The 25953-nt window shown below is 72.7% G+C and carries 30 protein-coding genes; 15 read left to right on the top strand and 15 right to left on the bottom strand.

Going from position 1 to position 25953, the window contains the following annotated elements; translation table 11 throughout:
• Positions 1–42: 42 nt before the first annotated feature.
• The 3 genes from ACSURM_RS08925 to ACSURM_RS08915 all read right to left on the bottom strand — a co-directional run bounded on the left by ACSURM_RS08925 (position 43) and on the right by ACSURM_RS08915 (position 3325).
• Positions 43–846: a TIGR04222 domain-containing membrane protein gene (locus ACSURM_RS08925; RefSeq protein ID WP_436954460.1), complete on the bottom strand. Its 804-nt coding sequence runs from the start codon at positions 844–846 to the stop codon at positions 43–45.
• A gap of 97 nt (positions 847–943) precedes the next feature.
• Positions 944–2260 (bottom strand): DUF692 domain-containing protein, encoded by a 1317-nt coding sequence (locus tag ACSURM_RS08920; RefSeq protein WP_436954458.1) that lies wholly within the window; start codon positions 2258–2260, stop codon positions 944–946.
• 246 nt (positions 2261–2506) lie between these two features.
• Entirely contained in the window at positions 2507–3325 is an 819-nt protein-coding gene (locus ACSURM_RS08915; RefSeq protein WP_436954456.1) for a class I SAM-dependent methyltransferase, read from the bottom strand.
• 54 nt (positions 3326–3379) lie between these two features.
• Between ACSURM_RS08915 and ACSURM_RS08910 the strand changes: the two genes are divergently transcribed.
• From ACSURM_RS08910 to ACSURM_RS08900, 3 genes are all read left to right on the top strand, one after another.
• Positions 3380–4099: a GntR family transcriptional regulator gene (locus ACSURM_RS08910; RefSeq protein WP_436961003.1), complete on the top strand. Its 720-nt coding sequence runs from the start codon at positions 3380–3382 to the stop codon at positions 4097–4099.
• Positions 4100–4267: 168 nt separating this feature from the next.
• Positions 4268–4492 carry a hypothetical protein gene (locus ACSURM_RS08905; protein WP_436954455.1) on the top strand — a complete coding sequence of 75 codons (225 nt, stop codon included), beginning with the start codon at positions 4268–4270 and terminating at the stop codon, positions 4490–4492.
• Positions 4493–4520: 28 nt separating this feature from the next.
• Positions 4521–4991: a hypothetical protein gene (locus ACSURM_RS08900; protein ID WP_436954453.1), complete on the top strand. Its 471-nt coding sequence runs from the start codon at positions 4521–4523 to the stop codon at positions 4989–4991.
• A 93-nt stretch (positions 4992–5084) separates the two neighbouring features.
• Here ACSURM_RS08900 and ACSURM_RS08895 read toward each other — a convergent pair whose 3' ends face one another.
• Complete coding sequence (locus ACSURM_RS08895; protein WP_436954451.1) at positions 5085–5459, bottom strand: hypothetical protein; 375 nt, start codon at positions 5457–5459, stop codon at positions 5085–5087.
• 243 nt (positions 5460–5702) lie between these two features.
• Entirely contained in the window at positions 5703–6425 is a 723-nt protein-coding gene (locus tag ACSURM_RS08890) for an aminoacyl-tRNA hydrolase (RefSeq protein ID WP_436954450.1), read from the bottom strand.
• Positions 6426–6548: 123 nt separating this feature from the next.
• Here ACSURM_RS08890 and ACSURM_RS08885 point away from each other — a divergent pair, with 123 nt between their 5' ends.
• A complete protein-coding gene (locus tag ACSURM_RS08885; RefSeq protein ID WP_436954448.1) occupies positions 6549–7433 on the top strand; it encodes an ABC transporter ATP-binding protein in 885 nt (294 codons plus the stop codon).
• Positions 7430–8101, top strand: coding sequence for an ABC transporter (locus tag ACSURM_RS08880; protein WP_436954447.1), 672 nt, complete (start codon positions 7430–7432; stop codon positions 8099–8101). Before ACSURM_RS08885 ends, ACSURM_RS08880 begins: the two co-directional genes overlap by 4 nt.
• Here the strand turns inward: ACSURM_RS08880 and ACSURM_RS08875 are convergent.
• From ACSURM_RS08875 to zapE, 8 genes are all read right to left on the bottom strand, one after another.
• On the bottom strand, positions 8093–8275 hold the full coding sequence (locus ACSURM_RS08875; RefSeq protein ID WP_436954445.1) for a hypothetical protein: 183 nt from the start codon (positions 8273–8275) through the stop codon (positions 8093–8095). The two genes, ACSURM_RS08880 and ACSURM_RS08875, sit on opposite strands and share 9 nt — an antisense overlap.
• A gap of 34 nt (positions 8276–8309) precedes the next feature.
• Positions 8310–9146: a polysaccharide deacetylase family protein gene (locus ACSURM_RS08870; RefSeq protein WP_436954443.1), complete on the bottom strand. Its 837-nt coding sequence runs from the start codon at positions 9144–9146 to the stop codon at positions 8310–8312.
• 92 nt (positions 9147–9238) lie between these two features.
• Positions 9239–10762: an FAD-dependent oxidoreductase gene (locus ACSURM_RS08865; protein ID WP_436954441.1), complete on the bottom strand. Its 1524-nt coding sequence runs from the start codon at positions 10760–10762 to the stop codon at positions 9239–9241.
• Between the two features lie 57 nt (positions 10763–10819).
• On the bottom strand, positions 10820–11860 hold the full coding sequence (locus ACSURM_RS08860) for an SPFH domain-containing protein (protein ID WP_436954440.1): 1041 nt from the start codon (positions 11858–11860) through the stop codon (positions 10820–10822).
• 105 nt (positions 11861–11965) lie between these two features.
• Entirely contained in the window at positions 11966–13444 is a 1479-nt protein-coding gene (locus tag ACSURM_RS08855; protein ID WP_436954438.1) for a SulP family inorganic anion transporter, read from the bottom strand.
• Between the two features lie 8 nt (positions 13445–13452).
• A complete protein-coding gene (locus ACSURM_RS08850) occupies positions 13453–14031 on the bottom strand; it encodes a carbonic anhydrase (RefSeq protein ID WP_189990152.1) in 579 nt (192 codons plus the stop codon).
• Positions 14032–14117: 86 nt separating this feature from the next.
• Positions 14118–14513 (bottom strand): hypothetical protein, encoded by a 396-nt coding sequence (locus ACSURM_RS08845; protein ID WP_436954437.1) that lies wholly within the window; start codon positions 14511–14513, stop codon positions 14118–14120.
• 201 nt (positions 14514–14714) lie between these two features.
• Positions 14715–15818, bottom strand: coding sequence for a cell division protein ZapE (gene zapE, locus ACSURM_RS08840; protein ID WP_436954435.1), 1104 nt, complete (start codon positions 15816–15818; stop codon positions 14715–14717).
• A 36-nt stretch (positions 15819–15854) separates the two neighbouring features.
• Between zapE and ACSURM_RS08835 the strand changes: the two genes are divergently transcribed.
• The 8 genes from ACSURM_RS08835 to ACSURM_RS08800 all read left to right on the top strand — a co-directional run bounded on the left by ACSURM_RS08835 (position 15855) and on the right by ACSURM_RS08800 (position 22891).
• A complete protein-coding gene (locus ACSURM_RS08835; RefSeq protein WP_436954434.1) occupies positions 15855–16673 on the top strand; it encodes a pyrimidine reductase family protein in 819 nt (272 codons plus the stop codon).
• A 129-nt stretch (positions 16674–16802) separates the two neighbouring features.
• The gene (locus ACSURM_RS08830; RefSeq protein WP_436954432.1) at positions 16803–17276 is read left to right on the top strand and encodes an indole-3-glycerol phosphate synthase; all 474 of its coding nucleotides are present in this window, start codon (positions 16803–16805) and stop codon (positions 17274–17276) included.
• Positions 17277–17411: 135 nt separating this feature from the next.
• The gene (gene murC, locus ACSURM_RS08825) at positions 17412–18803 is read left to right on the top strand and encodes a UDP-N-acetylmuramate--L-alanine ligase (RefSeq protein ID WP_436954430.1); all 1392 of its coding nucleotides are present in this window, start codon (positions 17412–17414) and stop codon (positions 18801–18803) included.
• A gap of 17 nt (positions 18804–18820) precedes the next feature.
• Positions 18821–19228 (top strand): peptide-methionine (R)-S-oxide reductase MsrB, encoded by a 408-nt coding sequence (gene msrB, locus ACSURM_RS08820; RefSeq protein WP_436954428.1) that lies wholly within the window; start codon positions 18821–18823, stop codon positions 19226–19228.
• A 163-nt stretch (positions 19229–19391) separates the two neighbouring features.
• On the top strand, positions 19392–20525 hold the full coding sequence (locus tag ACSURM_RS08815) for an ABC transporter ATP-binding protein (RefSeq protein ID WP_436954427.1): 1134 nt from the start codon (positions 19392–19394) through the stop codon (positions 20523–20525).
• Positions 20522–21175: an ABC transporter permease gene (locus ACSURM_RS08810; RefSeq protein WP_436954425.1), complete on the top strand. Its 654-nt coding sequence runs from the start codon at positions 20522–20524 to the stop codon at positions 21173–21175. The genes ACSURM_RS08815 and ACSURM_RS08810 overlap by 4 nt, the downstream gene beginning before the upstream one ends.
• Positions 21172–21846: an ABC transporter permease gene (locus ACSURM_RS08805; protein WP_436954423.1), complete on the top strand. Its 675-nt coding sequence runs from the start codon at positions 21172–21174 to the stop codon at positions 21844–21846. Before ACSURM_RS08810 ends, ACSURM_RS08805 begins: the two co-directional genes overlap by 4 nt.
• Positions 21847–21934: 88 nt before the next feature.
• Positions 21935–22891, top strand: coding sequence for an ABC transporter substrate-binding protein (locus ACSURM_RS08800; RefSeq protein ID WP_436954421.1), 957 nt, complete (start codon positions 21935–21937; stop codon positions 22889–22891).
• A gap of 76 nt (positions 22892–22967) precedes the next feature.
• Here ACSURM_RS08800 and ACSURM_RS08795 read toward each other — a convergent pair whose 3' ends face one another.
• Complete coding sequence (locus ACSURM_RS08795) at positions 22968–23423, bottom strand: tellurite resistance TerB family protein (RefSeq protein WP_436954419.1); 456 nt, start codon at positions 23421–23423, stop codon at positions 22968–22970.
• Positions 23424–23622: 199 nt separating this feature from the next.
• Between ACSURM_RS08795 and tatA the strand changes: the two genes are divergently transcribed.
• On the top strand, positions 23623–23802 hold the full coding sequence (tatA, locus tag ACSURM_RS08790) for a Sec-independent protein translocase subunit TatA (protein ID WP_436954417.1): 180 nt from the start codon (positions 23623–23625) through the stop codon (positions 23800–23802).
• A 2-nt stretch (positions 23803–23804) separates the two neighbouring features.
• Here the strand turns inward: tatA and ACSURM_RS08785 are convergent, their stop codons facing one another.
• Positions 23805–24803, bottom strand: a complete 999-nt coding sequence (locus ACSURM_RS08785; RefSeq protein ID WP_436954415.1) for a sporulation protein — start codon at positions 24801–24803, stop codon at positions 23805–23807.
• Positions 24804–25259: 456 nt separating this feature from the next.
• On the opposite strand from ACSURM_RS08785, the gene ACSURM_RS08780 reads away from it, so the two are divergent.
• Positions 25260–25907, top strand: coding sequence for a ScbR family autoregulator-binding transcription factor (locus ACSURM_RS08780; protein ID WP_436954413.1), 648 nt, complete (start codon positions 25260–25262; stop codon positions 25905–25907).
• The last annotated feature ends 46 nt before the right edge of the window (positions 25908–25953 follow it).

The raw sequence follows: 25953 nt of genomic DNA, 5'->3' as shown, positions 1-25953 counted from the left end.
CCCCCGGCGCCTGCCGGGCCGCCAAGCCCCGGATGCTCCCGGTCACTCGCGCAGCGGCTGGTCGCGGTGGGTGAAGGCCGCGCGCAGCTCCGGTTCGCCGATCGCGCGGATGCCCCGTATGGCCACGGAGGTGAGGAACGAGCGCTCGTCCCCGGCCGGCTTGCCGGTCAGCGCGCGCAGCAGCCGCTGCCCGGCGGGGGAGGCCCAGGGCGAGTAGGGGTGCGCTTCGAACCGGGCGATGGCCAGGCTGCCCAGCGTCAGGATGAGGGGCAGCGCGAACCACGCGCCCACCAGCGGGCGCGGTGCCCCGGTGTCGCCGGGCAGCAGCACGGCCGTGCCGCCGAGTGCCGCCACGGCGAGCGCGGCGGCGCGCACGTGCCGGACGGCGGACGCCACCGTGTCCGAGCACTCGGGTACCGCGAGCCCCGCGTGCACCAGGCCGTCGGCCAGGCGGCGCACGGCCTCCGCGTCGGCCGCCCGCGTCCGCACCGGGGCGATCCGCGACTGCCCCCCGGGCCCTATGGCCCCTATGACGGACTGTTCGATCTCGTCGCGGCCCCGCGGGTCCACCACCGTGGCCCAGCCGGTGTGCGCGAGCAGCAGCCGGCGCTGGCGGGCCATGGAGACGAGGGCCACATCGGCGACCCGCGAGGGCCCGCCGGAGAGGAACGCCGCCTCGTACAGCGTCAGATCGCGGTCGGAGACCGTCGGCGCGTCGGGTACGTACGGCGCGTCGGATGCGTCCGGCGCGTCCGACGCGTCCGTGCGTACGGCCGCCAGGCAGAGGCGAGCGCAGGCCGTACCGGCGAAAGCCCAGGCCAGGAAGAGGAGAAGGACCCAGAACATGAGCTGTTTGTATGTCAGGAGTCTGGGTACGCACCATGCTCTGTTCACTATCCGGACGCACCGTTGCCGGTACGTGACGTTCCGTTTTCCTCGCTGGTCAGGAGCCGTGACGCCGCAGTACCCGCCCCAACAGCCCCCGTTTCCGGGGCGCCGGGCCCGCTCGGTCCAGCCACCACTCCCGCAGGGCGCGGCGGGCGCGGGCGTCCTCCGGCCGGCCCAGTTTCAACAGGTGACCGGCGAAGTCCAGCGCGTCCTGCCGGTAGCCGCCCCGCATCGGACGCCGACGCGCGTACTCCAGGAACGCCTCCCGATACCCCGCCCCCAGGATCACCGGCAGTTCGGGCGCCACCTTCGCCACCACGCCCGCCCGCTTCGCCGCGAGCGCCCGCGCCTGCACCCCCATCCGGACACGGTCGAACCCCTCCGGCACCGGCGTCCCCGCCACCAGCGCCGACAGTACGGCGGTCTGCGCCACCCCGAGCCGTTCGCGCACACCGGCCACCGGCCGCGCCAGGACCTTGACGCCCCCCGCCCCGGCACCGGCGGCGCCCCTCACCGGAGCACGCTCCGCCGCCCGCTCCCCGGCGAGCTCGCGCCCGGCCGACACCGCCTCCCGGATGTCCGCCAACTCCCGCTCCAGTTCCGCCGGTTCCGGGAAGTTCTCGTCCCGCTCCAGCAGTACTCCCGGCGGTGCGACCCGGGTGGCGAGGCCGGTCAGGATGTCGAGCACCGGGCGGGGCACGGGGTGCGCGTGGCTGTCGTGCCAGACGCCGTCGCGCTCGAATCCGCCCGCGACATGGACGTAGGCGATCGCCTCCACCGGCAGCGCGGCCAGCGCCTCGGCGGGGTCCTCGCCCCGGTTGACGTGGTTGGTGTGCAGGTTGGCCACGTCGATCAGCAGCCGTACCCCGGTCCGTTCGACCAGCTCGGACAGGAACTGTCCCTCCGTCAGCTCCTCGCCCGGCCAGGAGAACAGCGCGGCGATGTTCTCCAGGGCCAGCGGCACCGGCAGCGCGTCCTGGGCGATGCGGACGTTCTCGCACAGTACGTCCAGCGCGTCCCGGGTGCGCGGCACGGGCAGCAGATGACCGGCCTCCAGCCGGGGGGACGCGGTGAGTTCGCCGCCCGCCCGGACGAAGGCGATGTGCTCGGTGACCAGCGGGGACGCGAGGGCCTCCGCGCGCTCGGCGAGCGCCGACAGCCGCCTGGCGTCGGGCCGGTCCGCGCCGCCGAGGCCGAGGGAGACGCCGTGCGGGACCACCGTCACACCGCGCTCGCGCAGCCGCAGCAGGGAGTGGGGGAGATGGCCGGGGCAGACGTTCTCCGCCACGACCTCCACCCAGTCGATGCCCGCCATCGCCTCCACGGCGTCCGCGATCTCCGGCCGCCACCCGATCCCGCTCCCCAGCCGCATGACACCTCCCCCTCCTCGGCCCGCGCTTCGTACGTCGAGTGAGGGGGATATGGCCCCACCAACCGCCCACGAACCCCGGCCCTGAGGCGTTCAGAGCAACATTTGAGGTTCGGGCGGCCGGGACGGGACGAGCGGACACACCTGGCGCCGCCGGCCCGGCCGGACCGAGCCGACAGCCGGGTACCGAACCGAGAAGAGCCTGCCCCCGAATCCGCCATCGGCGTTCCCTCGGGCGGCGGGGGCGATTCACGGTGCCGGGCGGCGACCGACTGCCAGTAGGTGGGAGCTTGCGGCGAGCAGCTCTGGATAGGGCTCCGCCATGCGCGCGGCCGTGAGGGCGGACTCGAACAGGGGCGTATCGCGGAAGTCGTCGCCGGTGTTCCGTTCGGCCGCCGCGAGCATCGACCAGGCCGGTCCCTCGACTCCGTAGACCTCGGCGCCCTCGAATCCGGCCGAGGCCACCTCGTCGCGCAGTTGCTCCCCGCTGTGGAAGTACGCGGCGGTGAACGCCTTCTTACCGTCGTGGACTTGGCTGCCCAGGATGCTGCCGATGCTCCCTTGGATCGCTTCCTTGTGGAGGTGCGCGAAGGCTGCGTGCTCGAAGAGGCTGGCGTACCGATTGATACCGGCCGCTGCGAGCAGTCCGCCCGGCTTGAGCACTCGGCGTGCCTCGGCGAGGGCTTGGCGCCGTTCCGCGGCGTCGATGAGGTGATACAGGGGACCGAGGAGCAGAACGACGTCATATGACGAGTCGTCGGCGGTGAGGCGGCGGGCGTCGCCCAGTTCGACGGTGGCACCGGTGCTCTCGGCTTGCTCGATGTGGCGCTGGATCGGGTCGACGAGATGCAGCGAGTAACCCTCCTCGACGAGCCAGCGTGCGTGGGCGCCTGGCCCGCCGCCTACGTCCAGGATCCGGGCCGGTGGTGAGGGAAGGTGGCGGTGCAGCAGTTCCTGGGTGCGCACCATCTCCAGCTGACCGTCCGCTGTCGCGGTCAGCCGGTCCGCCTCGTCGATGGTCTCGGTGTAGAACCTCACGATCTCCGGCGCTAGCTCGGGAAGTGTCATAGGGGGCATTCTGTTCCCGCAAGGTGGACCAGTCCAGTGATCGGAAAGACACCCATGCCGTTGCTGAAGTACGAGCAGATCGCCGACGATCTCCGCACCCGGATCGCGGCCGGCGAGTTCGGTCCAGGTGAACTGCTGCCGTCGGGCCGTGACCTGGCCGAACAGTGGCAGGTATCCAGGGCCACCGTGGTGAAGGCGTACGAGGTGCTGAGGGCCGACGGTCTGGTCGTCGCCCGGCAGGGCTCCGGGTTCACGGTCGTGGACACGCCGGTCGCGCGACCGGCAGGCCGCCGTCGTGCGGGCTCCAGTCGCGTCGCGGGCGGCGCACCGTACCGTCGGCTGGGCATGCCGGACCGGCTCACGCCACCGCCGCACATCGCTGACGCCCTCGGCTTGGGACCGAGTGAGACGGCGTTGCGGCGCATGAGGCTGGTGCTGCTCGACGACGGCTCGCCCGGAACCATCGTCACGGCCTGGTTCCCGCCCGCCGTCGCCGACGTGGCACCCCGTCTTGCGTTGCCCGGGCCCATCGCCGAAGGCACCACGCACTACGTACGCCGGGAGACCGGTCGTTCGCCCGCCGAAGGCGTCGACACCACCACGGTCCGGCTGGCCAGCGACGAGGAGGCCCGCTTGCTCGAGGTGGAACAGCCGGCTGCCGTGGCCGTGGTGCTGCACATCGCCTATGACATGGAGCATCTTCCGTTGGTGTGCGAGGAAGGCGTCACGCCGTCGCACGTCTACGAGGAAACCGATACATACCCGATGAGGTAGTAACTCGCCCTGGTGGCTTGACTGGACCGGTCCACCGGTCCAGTCTCTTCGTTGTGCCGGGCAGATGTGCCGCGAAAGCGGCCGTGCTGTGCCCGGCTGTCCGCACACGAAGCCCGGCGACCGCTGCCACGGTCCCGGGCGCGGCCAACGCCACCGAGGAGCGTCGACATGACGAACGGTACTGCCCGTCCCCAACTCAGCGCACGGGGCAGCGGGATGACGATGCATGTGTACACCGTGGACCGGTACGGCACGGTCGTCCAGGACCGCGGTACGGTCACCGTGGTGATCGGTGACGGGCCGCCACCCCTCACCCTGAACACCGCCTTCCCGCCGTGCGCCTGCCCGCGCCATCGCTCGGGGCCGGCGGTGGGTTCGGGGACGGCACGATGAAGTCCCGTGTCGGGGAGGTGCCGCCCCGATGACGGTGCGAATTCCCGAGGAGCTGGCACGGCTGCACCGGCTTGTCTCCTGGTTCGAGGTACCCCGGCGGCTACCGGCGGCGGCCCTGGCCGGCGAGGCGTGCGTCTGGTGCGCCGACCCGGCGGACGCCGTCGCCGTGGAACTGGTCCCGTCGGCCGTTCTTCCGCGACTGGCCTGCCTGCGCTGCTACTTGTCCCGACTCGCCTGGTACATCACCTGGTACGACTGGCACGCGCACGTCGAGGTGTGCGCAGCCTGCCAGCGGCGCCGGATCTGCCACGTCGGTCACGGCCGTCGCGTCCTGCACGAGCGGACGGCGCTCCCGATCGACAAGAAGCCCCGGTGTGTCGCCTGCCCCGCCCCGCTGCTGGCGACGGAACTCGTGGCACCCGTGCGCTGGGAGGGCAGCTCCAGGTTCCACCTCGGGTACGCCCACCTCCGGTGCGTCACCGAAAGGTTGAGCGCCTGAGGACATCGGTCCGGGAGGGCGGGGCGTCGCGTGCCTCCGTCCTCCCGGTGCTGGCGGCCGGACGCCGGCCGTTTCGGGGCTGTTCGGTTGGGCCTACGGTTCGAGGTTTCGTGTGAAGGTCGTCGAGGTGTCGGCGGGGCGCATGATCCTGAAGTTGTCCGTGTACGAATCGTCCTTGCACGTCACCGTGGCCACGGCGTCCCGGCCCTTCCTGGCGATGTTCTTGAAGGTCACCGAGTACCTGTTGTTGCTGGTCACGGTCCCGCTGTCGTCGGTCTGGGCTTCCTTGCTCGTGGTGATCGTCACGCTGACGGGAGAGGCGTCGTTCTCGCAGTCGGCGACCCTGCCGGTGACCGTGACCGTCGCCTTGTTCGGGTCGGCGGCCGCCGGACCCGCTGCTGCGAGCGAGGTGAGGCCGGTCAGGGGGAGCACTGCCGCGGTGGCGAGAATCGCGAGGCGATTGCGCATGACTTCTTCTATGCCTTCTCCTGGGGTGTCTGCGTACAAGCGGATGCCTGTGATACGAGCGGGATACGCAGAGGGGTTCGTCCGGCAGCCAAGGGGTGCGGCGAAACGCCGTGCCGACCGAGTGGCTTGCCCCTCCCACGGTCCTTGCTCCGGCCACGGCGGACAAGAGGTGCAAGCACCCACCCGGCACGGGGCGCGGGCGGGACTACCCACCGCGCAGTACCCGCCCGACGGAACGGCGGTTCACGGCCGCCGCAGCGCCGGGTGGTCCGCCACCACCGTGCAGGAGCCCGGTGCGATCTCCGTGTAACCGGCGTCGCGCACCAGGGGGAGTCCGGCGGCCGTCAGCCCGGGCCAGTCGGCGGGGGCGGCGGTGCGGACGGACAGCGGGAAGCCCGCCTCGCGCCACGCGGTGCGCTCCGCGTCGGACAGCGCCCACCAGGCCAGCTGGGCGCCGTGCCCGGCCTGGGCCATCGCCTTGCCCGCCGACATCTCCAGATCCGGGTTGAGCCACAGCACCGGGTGCGCCGGATCGGCGGCACCGGGGGCCTCCGGGTCGTCCAGCTCGGTGCCCGACACCTGGAGCTTCGCCAGGTCCTTGGGCCAGCCGTCCAGCGGGATCGGCGGGAACACCCGGACCTCGGCCGACCTGCCGGTCAGCGTGATCCCGGGCAGTGCCTCGGCGCGCCGCCACTCGGCGCCCCGGGCCCGCCGGACCACCTTGCGGATCCGCGCGTCCTCCCAGTTCCGCACCGCCTCGGCCCACTCCCCGTCGCCGTGCGCCCGCTCGTCGGAGAGCAGGACGAGCACGGCCCGGGCGGCCGTCCGCAGCGCGTCGGTCCGCGCGGGCGGGGCGCCGCGCTCGATGCGTACGACGAGCGGCAGCACGTACTGCGGCGCCTCGTCACGGGGGTCGGACCCGGCGCGGAACGGGCGGGCACTGGAGGGGGCGGGATCGTGGTTCACGAGAGCCCAGCCTACGAACCCGCCGACGCGCCGATCAACGCGCGGTCCCCGGTGCGTCCCGGGACCCGTCGAAACCCGGGGCAGGGTCGAAGAAGCCGCTGCCGCCGGGCGAGAATGACCTCCATGAGTCAAGGCCGTGAGCTGTGCCTGACCGCCGTGGGCCGTCGCTACGGCGTGCGCGGGCCCTGGGTGTTGCGCGGGGTGGACCTCGTCGTCGCGCCCGGCGCCCTCGTCCGGATCGAGGGGGCGAACGGCAGCGGGAAGTCCACGCTGCTGCGGCTGCTCGCCCGGCTCGACGTGCCCTCCGAGGGCCGTGTCACCGGCCGGCCGCGCACGGCGTACGTGCCCGAGCGGTTCCCCTCCGCCCTGCCCTTCACTGCCGCCGGCTATCTGACCCACCTCGGCACCCTCCACGGCCTCGGCCGCAAGGCCGCCGCCCGCGCCGCGCACGCCTGGCTGGAGCGGTTCGGCGCGGGCCCGTACGCCGGCACCCCGATGGCGCGGCTGTCCAAGGGCGGCAGCCAGAAGGTCGCCGTCGCCCAGGCCCTGCTCGGCGACCCGGAGCTGCTGGTGCTGGACGAGGCGTGGACCGGGCTGGACGGGCCGGCGCGGGCCGAGCTGGACCGGGCGGTGGCCGAGCGCACGGCCGCCGGGGGCTCGGTGGTGTTCGTGGACCACGACCCGCGCCGGCTCGCCGGTGCGGCGGACGCGGTCCACACGGTGGCCGACGGCGCCCTGCGGCGCCGTACCGGGGGCGCCGGCCCGGCGGTGGACGGGCCGGTCACCGTCGTCGTCGTACAGGGCCCGCCGGACGGGCGGCTGCCCCCGGAGGCGGTACGGGCCGCCGTCGCCGTGGCGGAGACGGCTCCCGGCGGTCACCGCCTCACCGTCCCCGCCCCCCACTCCGACCTCGTACTGCGCGCCCTGCTCACGGCCCGCCCGCCCTGGCACGTGGTGCGCGTCGAACCCGCCGGCGCCCCGCCCCCCGACCCCGGAAGCCGCCCATGACCGCCTTGCTGCGCTACCAGGCCGACCTGCTGCTGCGCTCCCAGCGCTGGCTGCCCCCGGTGCTCCTCTACGCCGCCTTCCTGGCCGTCGGCGTGCGCGGCGGACAGCCGGTGCTGGACTCGCTCGGCTACACCGCCGCCGCCCTGCTGCCGGTGGCCGCCTGGCTGGTACGGATCTGTGCCACCGGCGAGCCTCCCGCGGCCCGGGCGTGCGTCGCCGCCGCGCGCGGCCCCGCCCGGGCGCACCTCGCCTGCCTGCTGACCGCGCTGCTCGCGGCCGCGCTGCTGGGCGTGGCCGCCGTCGTGGTGGTGACGCTGATCAGCGATCCCGCGAGCACCGGCCACCGGGTGCGCGTCCCGCCGGCGCGGGCGCTGGCCGCCGGGCTGCCGGCCGCGCTCGTCTGCGCCCTGCTCGGCACCGCCGTCGGCGCGCTCACCGGCCCGCCGGTGCTGCGCTCCACCGGGCGCGCGGTGCCCGCGATGCTGCTCGGCGCGCTGCTCGCGGTGGTCGCCTCCGGCTCCCCGGCGCGGGCCGCCGTCAGCGGTCTGGTCACCGGCTCGCACAGCGGGCGGGCGCCGGTGCCGCTGCTGCCGCTGGCGGGCGCGGCCCTGCTCGCGGCAGCCGCCTGCGCCGCCGCTGCCTGGCTCACCGGTCGCCGGTCACCCTGAGCAGGCCGTGCGCTGGGCCTCCTGCCACTCGCACACCGGGCACAGCGTGATGCCCTTGTACGACTCCGGGTACTCGGTCGGCTCCTGGCACAGCACGCAGTCCGCGTACGGCGGGCCGTCGGCCTTGGGGGGCCGGGCCGCCTCGGCGATGGTGCAGTAGTCCTCGTCGCTCATGCCTTCAGCGTAGGACGGCGGTTGTCGGCGTGGGTCAACGGCCGGTGCCGGTCTCGCCGATCAGCTCGGAGACCTTCACGAACCGGTAGCCGCGCTCGCGCAGCTCCGGTACGACCGTACGGACCACCTGCTCGGTGGTCGGGGCGGCGCTGCGGGTGCAGTGCAGTACGACCACCGAGCCCGGCCGCACCCCGTCGAGCACCTGCCGGGCCACCGCGTCGGCGTCCGTGGCGAACGCGTCACCGCTGACCACGTCCCACTGCACGGCGGTCACCCCGAGCCCGCTGAGCGCGCGCAGCGCCTGCTGGTCGTAACAGCCGCCGGGGAAGCGGAAGTACGGCATGGGGTGCGGCACGCCGGCCGCGCGCAGGGAGGCGTACGCCCGCTCGACGTCCGCCCGCATCGCGGCGGCGTCCACGGTCGGCAGGCCGTAGCAGTCGGCGGTGAAGGCGTAGTGGCTCCAGGAGTGGTTGGCCACCTCGAAGCGCGGGTCGCGGCCCAGGTCGCGGGCCTCGGCCGGGTACTGCTCGGCCCAGCTGCCGGTCATGAAGACCGTCGCCGGCACCTTCAGCTCGCGCAGTGCCCGGATCAGTCCCGGGTTGTCGAAGCGCTCGCCGGAGGCCGCGCGGGACCCTTGGTCGGCGGTCATGTCGGCGTCGAAGGTGAGCGCGACCGTCTTGCCCCGGGTGCGCGGGCCGTGCTCGAAGACCGGGGTCAGCCCGCCGGGGCCAGGTGCGAGCACCGGGGTACGGGCGGGCGCGGGGGAACGGGAGGCGGGGGCGGCGGGGTGCTCCTGGTCCGCGGTGCCGCAGGCGGTGAGCGCCGCGCCGAGGAGGCAGAGGGCGGTGAGTCGACGTGCTGGTGGGATCACCCCACGAAGGTAAGGCTTATTGTCCGTTTATATGTCTATATGTGTTCGGCGTCGCAGTGGTCTCACCCGCCCGGCGGGCCGCCCCCCGCCGGTCAGTCCAGCTCCCGCCGCTCCAGCGGCTTGACCGCCGGGCCCTGGAGCACCGAACCGTCCACCGCGAACCGGGAGCCGTGGCAGGGGCACTCCCAGGCACGCTCGGCGCGGTTGAACGAAACCAGACAGCCGAGGTGGGTGCAGCGGGCCGACACCGCGTGCAGGGCGCCCTCCTCGTCGCGGTGCACGGCGAGCCGCTCGCCGCCGGAGCGGACCAGCGTGCCGTCGCCGGGCGCCAGGTCCGCCACCGAGCCCGGCGCCTTCAGCCGGTCGCCGACGAAGTGCCGGGCCACCTCCGCCTGCGTCTTCAGCAGCGACGGCGCCTCCCGGACCACCGACTTCAGCCGGCGCGGGTCGTACAGCTCCCGCCACAGGCAGTCCCGGCCGGTGATCAGCGCGGTGAGCAGCAGCCCGGCCATGATCCCGTTGCTCAGGCCCCAGCCGCCGAAGCCGGTGGCGACATAGGTGTGCCGGGCGGCCGGATGGAACGGGCCGACCAGCGGGACGGTGTCGGTGGACTCGTTGTCCTGGGTGGCCCAGGCGTGGTCCAGGCTCACCCCGGGGAAGTGCGTCTCCGCCCAGGCGGCGAGCCGGTCGAACCCGGCCCGCGGATCGCCGGTGCCGGGCGTGAAGTGCTCCCCGGTGACCACGAGCAGCCGCCGCCCGTCCGGGCCGTAGGGGGCGGTGCGCACCGAGCGGGTGTTCTCGTCCGGGGTGATGTACATGCCGTCCGGATCCGGGCCGTCGCCCAGCGGCCCGGCCACCACCAGCTCCCGGCGCGGGGAGAGCCGGGTGAACAGCAGCGCCCGGTCGAACAACGGGTAGTGGGTGGCGATCACCACGTCCCGGGCGGTCACCACGGGGCCCGCCTCGGTGGTCAGCCGGCACGGCTCGCCCTCCGTCAGCCCGGTCACCCGCGTGTGCTCGTACACCCGGCCGCCGAGCCGCAGCAGATCGGCGGTGAGCGCCCGCAGGTACTTGACCGGATGGAACTGCGCCTGCCCGGTCACCCGCACCGCGCCCGCCACCGGGAACGGCAGGCCGGTCTCCGTGGTGAACGACGCGGGCAGCCCCGCCTGCCGGGCGGCGTCCGCCTCCGCGCGCACCTCGTCCACCCGCGACGGGTCCCGGACGTAGGTGTAGGCGTCCCGGGTCTCCCACTCGCAGTCGATGCCCAGCTCCGCCACCAGCTCCGCCGCGTGCTCGATCGCCTCCGACTGCGAACGGGCGTACAGCCGGGCGCCGTCCGGGCCCCGGGTGCGCCGCAGCCGGTCGTAGACCAGGGTGTGCTGGGCGGTCAGCTTGGCGGTGGTGTAGCCGGTGACCCCGGCCACCGCCCGCCCGGCCTCCAGCACCGCCACGCGACGCCCGGCCCGGGCCAGCGCGTGGGCGGTGCTCAGCCCGGCGATGCCCGCGCCGACGACGGCCACGTCCACCTCGAGATCCGCGTCCAGGGCGGGGTGGTCGGGCCCGGGCGCGGTGTGCAACCAGTACGAATCGGTGACCTTCCGCTGCTCACGCATGCCCGCCGAGTACCCCGGCCGCCCCGGCTCACATCAGAGGCGGGGGCCGGTCGGCGGTCACGTGACCTGCGGCGTGCTGTCGGTGCTGGTCAAAGGGGTCTGCGGCGGGTCACCTGTGTCGATGACAGGGGCCTGCGGTGGGCCACCGGCGCCGGTCACAGGGACCTGTAGCGGGCCGCCGGTGTCGGTCACAGGGACCTGTGGCGGGCCGCCGGAGTCGGGCGTCGGAAGCCGGGAGGTGCCGTCGGTGTGCCGCTCCGGTCCGCCACCGGTGCCCTGCTCCGGTCCGCCGTCGGTGTGCCGGGGCGTGGCGCCCCGGTCCTGGTCCGGCGGGGAGGGCCGGCCGCCGCGTTCCAGGAAGTGCAGCAGTTCCACCGGGATCGGCAGCACGAGCGTGGAGTTCTTCTCGGCCGCCACCGCCATCACCGTCTGGAGCAGCCGCAGTTGGAGCGCGGTCGGCGTCTCCGCCATCTGCTGGGCGGCCTCGGCGAGCTTCTTCGACGCCTGGAGCTCGGCGTCGGCGTTGATGATCCGGGCCCGGCGCTCCCGGTCCGCCTCGGCCTGGCGGGCCATCGACCGCTTCATCGTGTCCGGCAGGGACACGTCCTTGATCTCCACCCGGTCGACCTGGATGCCCCAGCCCACCGCCGGGCTGTCGATCATCAGCTCCAGTCCCTGGTTGAGCTTCTCGCGGTCGGAGAGCAGGTCGTCCAGGTCGCTCTTGCCGATGATCGACCGCAGGGACGTCTGCGCCATCTGCGACACCGCGAACTTGTAGTCCTCGACCTTCACCAGGGCGCTCGTCGCGTCGATCACCCGGAAGTAGACCACCGCGTCCACCCGGACGGTGACGTTGTCCCGGGTGATGCCCTCCTGGGCCGGCACCGGCAGCGTCACGATCTGCATGTTGACCTTCTGCAGCCGGTCCACGAAGGGAATGACCAGGTTCAGGCCCGGCGGCCGTACGTCCCCGCTGACCCGGCCGAGCCGGAACAGCACCCCGCGTTCGTACTGCTTGATCACTCGAACCGCCGCCGCCAGATACACGACACCGGCGGAGCCCGCCGCCGCGACGGCCACCAGCAGGTCCTCGACCATGGCGACCTCCTCGCCCAGAGGTCGGTTTTGTCTGCTGTTGCCACGATAGGCCCGTGGGGCCGGGAAGCCGAGAGGTTACGGCGTCCCGGCCCCACGGGAGGGCTGTCAGGCGGCCGTGACCAGCTTCACCGGGTCGGTCCCGGCCGTGCTGTGCCGCGCCGCCCAGTTGTCCATGGCCATGCGGCAGGCGTGGTCCACGTGGTGCAGCCCGGACAGGTCGAGCCGGACCGGACGGTCCTGGGGCAGCGACTCCAGGCTGTCCAGGATCTTCGGCAGCCGCAGGAAGGTGGCGTTGCCCGTCAGGCGCGCCTCTATCGGCCCCGTGCCCTCGTCCACGACGTCCAGCTTGACGTGCGAGGCCTCCCAGGCGGACTTCGCCACCGCCAGCGCCAGACCGATGAGCACGCCCTCGAACATGCTGACGGCGACGATGGAGACGGCGGTGACGGCGAGGACCACCGCCTCCCCCCGGTGCTCGCGCCACAGCGAGCCCAGCGACCGCACGGGGATCAGCTTGGCACCCGCGTGGATCAGGATGCCCGCGAGGGCCGGGATCGGGATGTAGGCGAGCACGTCGGGCAGCAGCGCCGCGAACAGCAGCAGCCACGCGCCGTGCAGCACCCGGGACGCCTTCGTACGGGCACCCGCCTGGACGTTGGCCGCGCTGCGCACGATCACCGCGGTCATCGGCAGCGCGCCGAGCGCACCGCACACCATGTTGCCGGTGCCCTGGGCGATGAGCTCCTTGTTGTACTCGGTGCGCGGCCCGGTGTGCAGCCGGTCCACGGCCGCCGCGCTGAACAGGGACTCGGCGGACGCGATCAGGGTGAACGCGACGACCGTGCCCAGCAGTCCGATGCCGGCGAGTTCGCCGAAGGCGCTCAGCGGCGGCGGCTGGACGGAACCGAGCAGGCCCTGCACCTCGACCGTGGCGACGGGCATGTCCAGCGCGAACACGGCCAGCGTGGCGAGCCCCACCGCGGCGAGCGGGCCGGGCACCGTGCGCACCTTCTCCGGCGCGTGCTTCCACAGCAGCAGCACCGCGATGGTGCCCGCGGCCACCGCCAGGGAGGACAGCGCGCCGGTGTCACCGAAGGAGTCCACGAGCGTGGCGGGCAGTTCGGCGATCTTGTCCAGACCGGAGTCGGGGGCCTTGGCCGCCATCGCCGGGTAGAGCTGCCCGGCGATGATCACCAGGCCGATGCCGGCCAGCATCCCCTCCACGACGGAGACGGAGATGGCACGGAAGTACCGGCCCAGCCGCAGCAGGCCCATGGCTATCTGGATGGCGCCGGAGGCGAGCACGATCACGCCGAGCACCGGCAGGCCGAACTCCTGCACCGCCTCGTAGACGAGCACGGTCATACCGGCGGCCGGCCCGGACACCTGGAGGCTGCTGCCGCGCATGAATCCGGTGATGAGTCCGCCCACGATGCCGGTGACCAGGCCGAGTTCGGCCGGTGCCCCGGAGGCGACGGACACGCCCACGCACAGCGGGACGGCGACCAGGAAGACGACGAGCGAGGCGGCGAAGTCCTGCTTCAGGTGCGGGTAACGGGGTGTGAGGGTGCGGTTGTCGGTCATGGGCGGACTCACAGGGCCTCGAAACTGTCGGTCTGCTGGCGGTGCGTCCGTACCGTGCCGGTGTGCACCTCGTAGTACCAGGCGTGCAGGCCCAGTTCGCCCTCGGCCACCTTCCGCTCGACGCAGGGGTACGAGCGGAGCCGCAGCAGCTGGGTGAGGACATGGCTCTGCACGCCCTCGGCGACCTCCGGGTCCTCGGCCTTGCCGGACGGGCGCGGGGTGGCCGAGACCAGCCAGTCGCGCACGGCCGGCACGGCGGTGAGGTCGTCACCGCGCACCAGCGCGCCGACGGCGCCGCAGTGCGAGTGGCCGCAGACCACGATGTCCCGGACGCCGAGCACTTCCACGGCGTACTCGATGGTGGCCGCCTCGCTGGTGGGGTGCTCGGAGGCGTAGGGCGGGACGATGTTGCCCGCGGTGCGCAGCTCGAACAGTTCGCCGGGGCGGGCGCCCGTGATGAGGGCGGGGACGACCCGGGAATCGGAGCAGGTGATGAACAGGACCTGCGGGGACTGGCCTTCGGCGAGCTTGGCGAACTCCTCAGGGCGTTGTCCGAACGTACGGGCGTTGTCGATGAGGGGCTGCATGTGTGTGGGTTCCTCCTGGCGCGCCTGCCTGGCGCGTCGGACTCGAACGATGGTCGTGGGGGGTGAGAGCGCGTGGCGCCCGCCTCTCAGCAGCGGAAGACCTGAAGCGCTGCCGGATTGTGGGCTCTGGTGGCTCTCGGGGAAGAGTGGCGCGTTCCGTCGGGCGGTCCCGACGGGGCCTCTCCGGCCCCCCGGCCGGAGTCGAGGATGCTCTCTTCGGGCCATCCGGCCGCCGGGCCGCGATGCCGGTCGCGAAGGTGCGGGGTGCCCACGGGCGCGTCCGGGCCGCCGGGTGCGCGGACGGTGTCCGCTCCGGCGCGCGCCGACAGCGCGGAGGGAACAATTCCGGTCTCCGCCTTGAGCAAAGTCTGGCCGAACGTGTGCGCGGATGCGAAGTTTTCGGCGCCCGCGCGCAGTTGGAGCGCGAGCAGCACCGAGGCGAGGGCGGCCAGCAGACCGCGTACGGCTGTACTGCGGAACATGAGCCCCCCCTCCGCCTTGTTCATGTTTCTAGTACGGACCAAGTCTTGGTCAACTGATGGTCAAGAAACACCTTAGCCTGGCAAAGACCTTTGCTGGGTTAACTGGAAGTTAACGGGCTGAGAGAGCGTAAAAAACGCGGGTCAAGTGGCGTGAAGTAGCCCTTGACCCGCGTTAGTTGATGGATTATTGGATGACGCCGACTACGAGTCGGTCAGCCCCTTCGCGTCCCGGGCCAGCGCGGTGAGCCGGGAGATGGCGCGGAAGTACTTCTTGCGGTAACCGCCGTTCAGCATCTCCTCGCTGAACAGCCGGTCGAACGGCAGCCCCGAGGCCAGCACCGGGACCTCGCGGTCGTAGAGCCGGTCGGCGAGGACCACCAGCCGCAGCGCCGTCGACTGGTCCGGCACCGGCCGCACGCCGGTCAGGCACACCGCCCGCACCCCGTCGGTCAGCGCGCCGTACCGGCTCGGGTGCACCCTGGCCAGGTGCTCCAGCAGGCTCGGGAAGTCGTCCAGCGAGGCGCCCTCGGTGGTGAACGCCGTCTTCGTGACCTCCTCGTCGGAGAAGGGCGCCGGTGCCTCGGGCAGCCCGCGGTGGCGGTAGTCCTCGCCGTCGATGCGCAGGGTGCGGAAGTGGGCCGACAGGCCCTGGATCTCGCGCAGGAAGTCGGCGGCGGCGAAGCGTCCCTCGCCCAGCTTGCCGGGCAGCGTGTTGGAGGTGGCGGCGAGCGCCACGCCCGCCTCGACCAGCTTGCCGAGCAGCGACGACACCAGGACCGTGTCGCCGGGGTCGTCCAGCTCGAACTCGTCGATGCACAGCAGGCTGTGCCCGGACAGCGTGCGCACCGTCTGCTGGAAGCCGAGCGCGCCGACCAGGTTGGTCAGCTCCACGAAGGTGCCGAACGCCTTGCGGGACGGCTCCGCCGGGGCGGCGTGCCACAGGGAGGCCAGCAGGTGGGTCTTGCCGACGCCGTAGCCGCCGTCCAGGTACACCCCGCGCGGGCCGGCCGGGGTCTTGGGCGCCTTGGCCCTGCCGAACCCGAAGAAGCCGCGCCGGCCGGTGCCGGACGCGCTCGGCCCGCCCAGACCGGCGGCGAAGCCCTCCAGGACCCGGACGGCCTCCGTCTGGCTGGGCTGGTTCGGGTCCGGGAGGTACGTGGCGAAGCGCACCGAGTCGAAACGCGGCGGCGGCACCATCTCGGCGACCAGCCGGTCCGCGGGCACGTGCGGCTCGCGGGCGCACAGGGAGAGGGGGCCCGCGTCGGTCAGGGGGCCGGAACCGGGGGCGGTGCTGGAGGAGGACACGGTCATCCATGCTAAGCGCCGTGTCACACTGCACGAATGCGACGCCTCTTCCCTGTGACCGAAGAAACAGCAGCCCAGGCCCGCACCGACGGGGGAGCGCCGGCCGCCCCGGGGCGGGCCGCGGACCGGGAGTGGGGCCTCGCCGAACTGGCCGCCGCCTATGCCTACCCGGATCCCGGGCCGGGCGCCCCGCGCCCCTGGCTGCGGGCCAACATGGTCTCCTCCCTCGACGGCGCCGCCCAGCACGAGGGCCACTCCAAGCCCATTTCCAGCGCCGCCGACATGCGGATCTTCGGCACCCTGCGGGCGCTCGCGGACGTCGTGCTCGTCGGTGCCGAAACGGTACGGCAGGAGGGGTACCGCCCCGCCCGGGCGCGCGCCGAGTTCGCCGGGGCGCGCGCGGCCGCCGGACAGGCCCCGGTCCCGGCGATCGCGATCGTCAGCGCCAGCCTGGACCTGGACTTCACGCTGCCCCTGTTCACCTCGCCCCTGGTCCCCACGCTGATCCTCACCGGAGCCGCCGCCGCGCCCGACCGGGTCGCCGCCGCCGAGAAGGCCGGCGCCCGGGTGCTGACCGCCGGGGAGGGCATGGGCGTGGAGCCCGCCCGCGCGGTCGAGGCCCTCGCCGGCCTCGGACACACCCGGCTGCTCACCGAGGGCGGCCCCCGGCTGCTCGGCCAGCTGATCGCCGCGGAGGCGCTGGACGAGCTGTGCCTGACCGTCTCGCCGACGCTGACGGCGGGCGGCGCGCAGCGCATCGCCGGGGGGCCGTCGGTCGCCGTTCCGCACCGGTTCGAACTCGTGTCCCTGCTGGAGGAGGACGGATTCCTCTTCGGGCGCTACCGTCGGCCTTGATATCGACGGAATCATCCGTTCCGGTTAGCTTCCGGCGGGCAGACTTAATGCGGCAGTACCCGTGCGATCACGGGGAAGGATGGTTTCCGCAGGGGCCCTGCCGGGCCCTCTAAGGAGAAGAGGCGCCTGGTGTTCACAAGCGTTCTGATGATCGAGAAGGCCCTGACGTCCGCCGACGTGGAGTTCGTCACCACCTTGCACGGAGACGAGCCCGTCTCCTTCCACGTGCTGCTCCAGCCGCGCGGCGAGCAGGCGGACCGGCTGCTGCGGGCCATCGACGACATCGCGCTCGGCGAACTCGACGAGGCGGTGCGGGAGGGCGAGACCCCGGAGGGCCACGAGGCGCGCAGCGTGGGGCGGCAGGCCCTCGACGTGTCGCTCCAGGCGCTGCGCTCCGCGGGGAGCGAGGCGGCGGGGCGGCTGGTCGAGGACCACCCGCTGGACGCGCTGAAGGCGCTGGTCGCCGAGGTGGACGCGGACGAGGTGATCGTGCTGACCGATCCGCACTACGTGGAGGAGTTCTTCCACCGGGACTGGGCCTCGCGGGCGCGGCACAAGGTGGGGGTGCCGGTGCTGAAGCTGTTCTCCCACAGCAAGGCATAGGCGCGGGGGCCGTCGCGCGCGGGCCGCGGGTCCCTCGTGGCCGAGCCCGCCCTCCCGCGCCCCTTGCGGGGCGACCGGTGCTCCAGCGCATAGGCTAGCCCTGCTCTAGCTCGTACCGTCTCTGGGGAGAAACGCATGGCACCCGGCCTTCCTACCGCCATGGACCGACCGCACTTCATCGGCATCGGCGGCGCCGGGATGTCCGGAATCGCGAAGATCCTGGCCCAGCGCGGGGCCCGGGTGGCCGGCAGCGACGCCAAGGAGTCGGCGACCGCCGAGGCACTCCGGGCGCTGGGCGCCACCGTGCGCATCGGACACGCCGCCGAGCACCTCGCCGACGACGCGAGCTGTGTCGTGGTGTCGTCGGCGATCCGCGCGGACAACCCGGAGCTGCTCCGCGCCGCCGAGCTGGGCATCCCGGTGGTGCACCGCTCCGACGCGCTGGCCGCGCTGATGACGGGGCTGCGGCCGATCGCCGTGGCCGGCACCCACGGCAAGACCACCACCACCTCCATGCTGGCGGTCTCCCTGACCGAGCTGGGCCTGAAGCCGTCGTACGCCATCGGCGGCGACCTGGACGCGCCCGGCTCCAACGCGCTGCACGGCGAGGGCGACATCTTCGTCGCCGAGGCGGACGAATCGGACCGCAGCTTCCACAAGTACGCGCCCGAGGTCGCCATCGTCCTCAACGTCGAGCTGGACCACCACGCCCACTACGCCTCCATCGACGAGATCCACGAGTCCTTCGAGACCTTCGTGGACCGGATCACCGAGGGCGGCACCCTGGTCGTCTCCGCCGACCACGAGGGCGCCCGGGAGCTGACCCGGCGGGTGCGCGGCCGCGCGGTGCGGGTGGTGACCTACGGCGAGGCCGAGGACGCCGACGTGCGCGTGCTGTCGATCGTCCCGCAGGGGCTCAAGAGCCGGGTGACGGTGGTGCTGGACGGGCGGGAGCTGACCTTCGCCGTCTCCGTACCGGGCCGCCACTACGCGCTCAACGCGGTCGCCGCGCTCACCGCCGGCGCCGCCCTCGGCATCCCGGCCGCCGAGCTGGCGCCCGCGCTCGCCGCCTACACCGGCGTCAAGCGCCGCCTCCAGCTCAAGGGCGAGGCGGCCGGCGTCCAGGTGATCGACTCCTACGCCCACCACCCGACCGAGATGACGGCCGACCTGGAGGCCATGCGCGGCGCCGCCGGCGACGCCCGGATCCTCGTCGTCTTCCAGCCGCACCTGTTCTCCCGCACCCAGGAGCTGGGCAAGGAGATGGGCCAGGCGCTGGCCCTCGCCGACGCCTCGGTGGTGCTGGACATCTACCCGGCCCGCGAGGACCCGATCCCGGGCGTCACCAGCGAGCTGATCATCGAGTCCGCGCGCGCGGCCGGCGCCGACGTGACGGCCGTCCACGACAAGGCGGACATCCCGGCGGTGATCGCGGGAATGGCGAAGCCCGGTGATCTCGTTCTCACCATGGGCGCGGGCGACGTGACCGACCTGGGCCCGCTGATCCTGGACCGACTCGCGCAGTGACAAGGGGCTGAGAGCTGATGGCGTACGACGTCGAGAAGCCGGACGAGCAGTGGCGTGCGGAGCTGACCCCGGCCGAGTACGCCGTGCTGCGCCGGGCCGCCACCGAGCCGGCCTTCACCGGTGAGTACACGGACACCAAGACCAAGGGGGTGTACTCCTGCCGGGCCTGCGGCGCGGACCTGTTCACCTCCGAGACCAAGTTCGAGTCGCACTGCGGCTGGCCGTCCTTCTACGATCCGAAGGACTCCGACGCCGTGGAGCTGGTCGAGGACCGCTCCCACGGCATGGTCCGCACCGAGGTGCGGTGTGCCCGCTGCGGCTCCCACCTGGGGCACGTCTTCGCGGGCGAGGGCTACCCGACGCCCACCGACCAGCGGTACTGCATCAACTCGATCTCGCTGCGGCTGACGTCCGCGGAGGACTGAGGGCGCGTGGCGGCCCCGGCCCCGGCCGACCGGGGCCGGGCGGAGCCACCGCCGCCGGTCCCGGCCGCGACGCGCCGTTTTCCCGCCAAGGTGTCGCGACACTCGCGGTCTAGACTCTCCCCGCATCAGCCCAGAGCGGACGGACCGAAGGGTACGCGGCGTTTTGATACGGATAGATGCAGTCACCAAGCGGTACCCGGACGGCACGGTCGCGGTCGACCGGCTGTCGCTGGAGATACCGGACCGCGCGATCACCGTCCTCGTCGGGCCGTCCGGCTGCGGCAAGACGACGACCCTGCGGATGATCAACCGGATGGTGGAGCCCACCGAGGGCAGCATCCTCCTCGACGGTCAGGACATCCGGCGGCAGCCGGTCAACACCCTGCGCCGTTCGATGGGTTACGTCATCCAGAACGCCGGTCTCTTCCCGCACCGCACCATCCTCGACAACATCGCCACCGTGCCCCGGCTGCTCGGCCGGAGCAGGCGGCAGGCCCGGGAGCGGGCCGCCGAGCTGATGGAGCGGGTCGGACTCGACCCGGCGCTCGCGCGGCGGTACCCGTACCAGCTCTCCGGCGGCCAGCAGCAGCGCGTCGGCGTGGCCCGCGCGCTCGCCGCCGATCCGCCGGTGCTGCTGATGGACGAGCCGTTCTCCGCCGTCGACCCGGTCGTCCGCAAGCAGCTCCAGGACGAACTCCTGCGCATCCAGGAGGAACTGGGCAAGACCATCGTCTTCGTCACGCACGACATCGACGAGGCGATCAAGCTCGGCACCCGGGTCGCCGTCCTGCGCACCGGCGGCCGGCTCGCCCAGTACGCCCCGCCGGCCGAACTGCTCAGCGCGCCCGCCGACGCCTTCGTGGAGGACTTCCTCGGCGCCGACCGGGGCATCCGCCGGCTCTCCTTCTTCCCGTCCGCCGGGCTGGAGTTGCAGACCGCGCCCCTGGTGCCGGCCGACGCCGACGCGGGCACGCTCGCCGCCCGGGCCGGTGCCGCCCCGTACCTCCTCGTCACCGACCCCGACGGCAGGCCGCTCGGCTGGAGCGAGCCCGGCCGGCTCACCGCCGGCGCCGTCGACCGGGACGAACTCCTCGACTACGGGCGGCCGTTCGTGCCCGGCACCGACTCGCTGCGGGCCGCGCTGGACGGGGCCGTGCTCTCGCCGACCGGCTGGGCGGTCGCGGTGGACGGCGAGGGGCGCGCCGTCGGTGTCGTGTCCCAGCAGGTCATCGGCGAGGCGATCCGGGCCGCCCACGGCCGCGTGGCCGAGCGCGCCGGGGAGGCGGCCGGACGATGAGCGGCTTCTTCGACCTCCCGAGCGACCTCGGGCAGAGCTGGCTCGGTCTCGTCGGGCTGCACCTGCGCGAGGCCCTGCTGCCGGTGCTGGCCGGGCTGCTCGTCTCGCTGCCCGTGGCGCAGCTGTGCGTGCGCTTCCGCTGGATCTACCCGCCCGTCCTCGGCATCGCCACGATCCTCTACGCCATTCCCTCGCTCGCCTTCTTCGTGGTCCTCATCGACTACTTCGGCCAGAGCGAGACCACGGTGATGATCCCGCTCGCGCTCTACAGCCTGGTGGTGCTGGTACCGGCGATCGTGGACGGCGTCCGCTCGGTGCCGCCGGAGACCCTGGCCGCCGCCCAGGCCATGGGCTTCGGCGCCGTACGCCGGTACTTCCAGGTCCAGCTGCCCCTCGCCGTGCCCGCCATCATCGCCGGCCTGCGGGTGGCGACCGTCTCCAGCATCTCCCTGGTCAGCGTCGGCATGCTCATCGGCAACCAGGGCGCCCTCGGCAACATGCTCTACGCCGCCCAGACCTACGGCCGCCCCGCCCTGGCCGTGAACGCGGTGCTGACCATCGGGGTGCTGGGCATGCTCGCCGACGCCGCGCTGGTCCTCCTCCGTCTCCTGCTCACCCCCTGGATGCCGCGGAAGGGGGCCCGCCGGTGAACGTCCTCGACTTCGCGCGCGCCTTCTTCGCCGACAGCGCCCACTGGCACGGCTACGACGGCATCCCCACCCGGTTCGCCGAGCACATCGGGTACTGCCTCGAAGCCCTGGCGATCGCCGCCGCGATCGGTCTGCCCGTCGGCCTGCTCACCGGGCACACCGGCCGGGGCGGCAACGCCCTGGCGCTCCTCGCCACCGCCGGGCGGGCCCTTCCCAGCTTCGGCCTGCTGGTGCTGATGTTCATCTGGATCGGCCTGGGACTGCTGCCGGTGATGATCCCGCTGGTCGTGCTCGCCGTCCCGCCGATCCTGGTGACCACCTACGAGGCGGTCCGCTCCGTCGACCCCTCCCCGGTGGACGCCGCCCGGGGCATGGGGATGCCCGAGGCGCGGGTGCTGTTCCAGGTGGAGGTGCCGGTCGCGCTCCCGCTGATCCTGAGCGGCCTGCGCACGGCGGCCGTCCAGATCGTCTCCACCGCCACCATCGCCGCCTACGTCAGCCTGGGCGGCCTCGGCCGGTACATCATCGACGGCCTCTACCAGAAGGACTACGCGAAGGTCGTCGGCGGTGCCGCCTTGGTCGCCGGGCTCGCCCTGGTGACCCTGGCCGTGTTCTGGGCGGTGTCCCGGCTCACGGTGTCCCCGGGAGTGCGCCGGAGCGGCCGGGCCTGACGGCCGCCGCGACGACGCGCGCGGAACGGCGGCTGTTTCCGGCCGGGGGCACTTGACTGACCGAGAAGCGGCTGGCTTGGATCGACGGGTGACTTCAACGACCCATATCAGCAGGTCCATCCGGGGGAGCAGAGGCGCGGCGGTGGTCGCCCTGACGGCGACGGCTCTGCTGGCGGGCTGTTCCTCCAGCACGGACAAGGCCGACAACCCCCTCGTCGGCGGCAAGGCGGACGGCGACAGCGTGGTCGTCGGCTCCAACAACTTCCCCGAGAGCACCCTGCTCGCCGACATCTACGGCGAGGCCCTCAAGGCCAAGGGGATCAAGGTCACGTACAAGCCGAACATCGGCAGCCGCGAGACCACCTACGGCCTGATCAAGAACGGCTCCCTCACGGTGATGCCCGAGTTCAACGGCGCCCTGCTGGCTCACCTCGACAAGAAGGCCACTCCGAAGACGCTCGAGGAGACCCAGGCCGCCATCAACGCCAAGCTGGACTCCCAGCTCACCCTGCTCGACCCGGCGCCGGCGCAGTCCAAGGACTCCGTCACGGTGAACGCGGCCACCGCCGAGAAGTACCACCTCACGGACAAGTCCTCCATCGCCGACCTGAAGGACATCGCGGGGGACCTGGTCATCGGCGGCTCGCCGGAGTTCCAGGCCCGGCAGCAGGGACTGGAGGGCCTGAAGTCCGTCTACGGCCTGGAGTTCAAGTCCTTCAAGGCGCTGGACAGCGGGGGCCCGCTGACGCTGGCGGCGCTGAAGAAGAACGCCGTCCAGGTCGCGGACGTCTTCACCACGGACCCGAACATCACCAAGGAGAAGTTCGTCGTCCTGCGGGACCCGAAGAACCTCTTCGGCTTCCAGAACGTCCAGCCGCTGGTCCGCAAGGGCGCGCTGCCCGAGAAGGGCGCCGACGCGCTCAACGCGGTCTCCGCGAAGCTCGACACCAAGACCCTGCTGGAACTGGACACCCAGGTTCAGGCGGAGAAGAAGGACCCGCTGGACGTCGCCCGAGCGTGGCTGAAGTCCGCCGGGCTCGTCTGACCCACCGGCAGCCCATGGCGCCCGCCGCGGGTGTCCCCGTACCCGGGGGCACCCGCGGCGGGTTTCCGGCCTGTGCTCAGAGGTCGAACTCGTGCGGCGGCAGGTCCAGCGCGTAGCACGCCTCACGCACCACGGCCTGCTCGCTCTTGTCGAAGTCGCCGTCCGCGCCGCCGATGACGATGCCGATCTGCACGACGGCCCGCGCCTCCGCGGGCTTCTTCTTCGCCTTGGCGATCTCCTGGAGCACGCTCACCTTGCCGAAGGCGAAGTCGGCCGTCAGCTTGTTCAGGTTGTCCTCGAAACGGCGCCGCAGGTCGTCCGCCGGGAAGTTCTGCAACACCTCGTTGCTGGCGATGAGCTGGGCCACCCGCTGCCGCTCCGAGGGATCCACCGTCCCGTCGGCGGCGGCCACCAGCGCGCACATCGCCATGCTCGCATCGCGGAACGCGCCGCTCTTCAGGTCGTTCTTCTTCGCCACCAACTGGGTCTGCATCTGCGACGCCGACTCCTTGATGCGGTCCCACAGGGCCATGTCCACTCCTCGCAACAGCCGTGGGGTGCCCTCGCGGCACCCCACGGAATTTCTACAGCACTGTAGAAACTAGCGGACCGGCCGGGAAGTTCCGCGGACCCCCACCGAGTCCGCGGCGACAGTGGGCACGCTCGCAGTTGTACAGTTGCGCAATGCGGCAACTGTCCGTGCCGCAGGCCGAGACGAAGAAGGGGCCGTCATGTTCCGTAACGCCATCGAGCCCTGGCATCTGCTGGTCGTCGCGCTCGTGTTCGTCGTGCTGTTCGGTCACCGGAAGCTGCCCGACACCGCCCGGGCGCTGGGGAAGTCCGTGCGGATCCTCAAGAGCGAGGCCCGGGCGATGAGGGACGGCAACGGTACGGGCGGCTCCGCCGGCTGAGGTCAGGCCTCGTCCGCGTCCTCCTCCTCGCCCTCGAAGAAGTCCCCGATCTCGTCCACGGCCTCGGCGGCCACCATGCCGCCGACCACGCCCACGGCGAGGCCCGCCGCGCCCGCCGCCACCGCCGTGCCCAGGCCCGGACCGGAGTGGTGGCCGGACCCGGGCACGCCGTCGTGGCCGTATGCCGTGTGACCGCCGTGGCCGTACGCCGCGTGGCTGCCGTAGGCGTCGTGGTGCTCGGTCATCCGGCGGATCCAGCCGTCCACCTCGGCCTGCCAGTCCAGGGCCGGCGCGTCCTCGTGGCGCACCGTGAACCGGGTCAGCGCGTCGTGTCCCGCGGAGAACAGTCCACCGCGCTTGTCCGCCTCCAGCACGACCTCGACGCCGGCGGGGGCGGCGAGGAAGGTCAGCTCCAGCTCGTTCATCGCGTGCGCGTACTGCGGGGCCGGGGTCAGCTCGATCTCCTGGTAGAACGGCAACCGCTGGCCCGTACCGCCGATGTGGCCGTACTCCAGGTCGGCCGAGCGGAAGCCGAAGCCCAGGCGGCCGAAGGCCTCCAGCACCGCCTCCTGCACGGGCAGGGGACCGACGGCCAGCGGGTCCAGGTCGCCCTTGTCCCGGGCGCCCGCCACCGCGACCTCCGTGCGCACGCCCAGCACGACGCCGAGCGGCTGCCCGTGCAGCTCGGTCACCGGCGTCTCCCAGGGCAGCGGCACGCTGAACGGCAGCTCGCGCTCCTCCTCCTCGCCGAGCCGGAAGCCGCCGCCCACGGTGAACCGCTCGAAGACGACCGAGCCCTCGCTCTCGCCCTCCGCGTGCTCCGCCTCCACCCGGGCGATCAGCTCCAGACCGATGTGCTCGATGTCCACGGCCGACTTGCCGCCCCGCAGCAGCACCCGGCCCGTCAGGGCGCCGCCGGGCAGCGCCGTGCCCCCGTCCAGCACCGTGTCCACGGAGGGGCCGCCGACCCCGATCGCACCCAGCAGCCTCTTGAACACCATGCCGTGACTCCCTTGCGCCTCGCCTTGTCCGGACGGCACTCCTCGACCGTCCCGCTGCCCGGTGAACTCCCGGCGAGGACGCAGAAGTTCCCAGGTCACCCGTTCGAAGGACCCGTGGCGTGACGGGTGACGACAGGGCGGGGCGGCGAGGTGGCCCAACCGGCGGGCGGGAAGGCGGGTTTCGCCCTCGGGGACGTGAAAGCACCGACCGGTCCTGCCGTTTTGCGGCTGCTCCGGCACCCCGTTGAAGACCGGGCGTCCGCCTCGTATCGTGACGGATCGAGAGTGCGGCTCCCGTCGCCCGGAGCCCGCCGAGCGCTGTTCTACCGCTGACACGGGGCGTATCGCGTGTGTGGCCCTCCGGACTCCCATTCCCGTGCGGTGAGTTATCGTATGCGGGGGGTTGAAAACAAACCGCATGTCCTGTTCTTTTGAGGTGCGAGGAGGGGTCCCGGGATGGCGAGGCAGTTACGCGCGGAGCAGACCCGCGCAACCATCATCACGGCCGCCGCCGACCTGTTCGACCGGCACGGCTACGAATCCACCAGCCTGAGCGATATCGTCGCGCACGCGAAGGTCACCAAGGGTGCCCTGTATTTCCACTTCGCGGCCAAGGAGGACCTCGCCCAGGCGATCCTGGAGCTCCAGGCCAAGGCGGCCCGGCAGCTCGTGGCCGACGTGGAGAGCCGTGGCTGCTCGTCGCTGGAGGCGCTGATGCGCACCACGTTCGGGATCGCCCGGCTCGCCGTCGAGGATCCCGTGCCGCGTGCCGGGCTCCGTCTGGCCACCGCCGACATCGCCGTACGGCCGCCGCTGCGGCACCCGTTCACCGAGTGGCTGGAGTTCGCCACCCGCAAGTTCGGCGGGGCCGTCCGCGAGGCCGACCTGCACGGGGACATCGACGTCGGGGTGGTCGCGCACTCCCTCGTCTGCTTCTTCGTCGGCACCCGGGTCGCGGGCCGTTCGCTGGAACCGGTCGGGCGGCTGCCGCGCAGGGTCGCGGAGATGTGGCACCTGGTGATCCGCGGTCTGGTCCCGGTGCACCGGCGTCCCCGCTACGTCACCCTGGCCACCCAGCTGGAACGGGAGGTCCGTGCCGCCTGACACCCACGACACGGCGACGGACCGGTCGCCCGGACCCCTTCGCGCC

Source organism: Streptomyces sp. SudanB182_2057 (genome assembly GCF_964272715.1).
Classification (GTDB): Bacteria; Actinomycetota; Actinomycetes; order Streptomycetales; family Streptomycetaceae; genus Streptomyces; species Streptomyces rubradiris.
The sequence above is the reverse complement of the archived record's forward strand: the minus strand, read 5'-3'. Positions and strand labels throughout refer to the sequence as shown.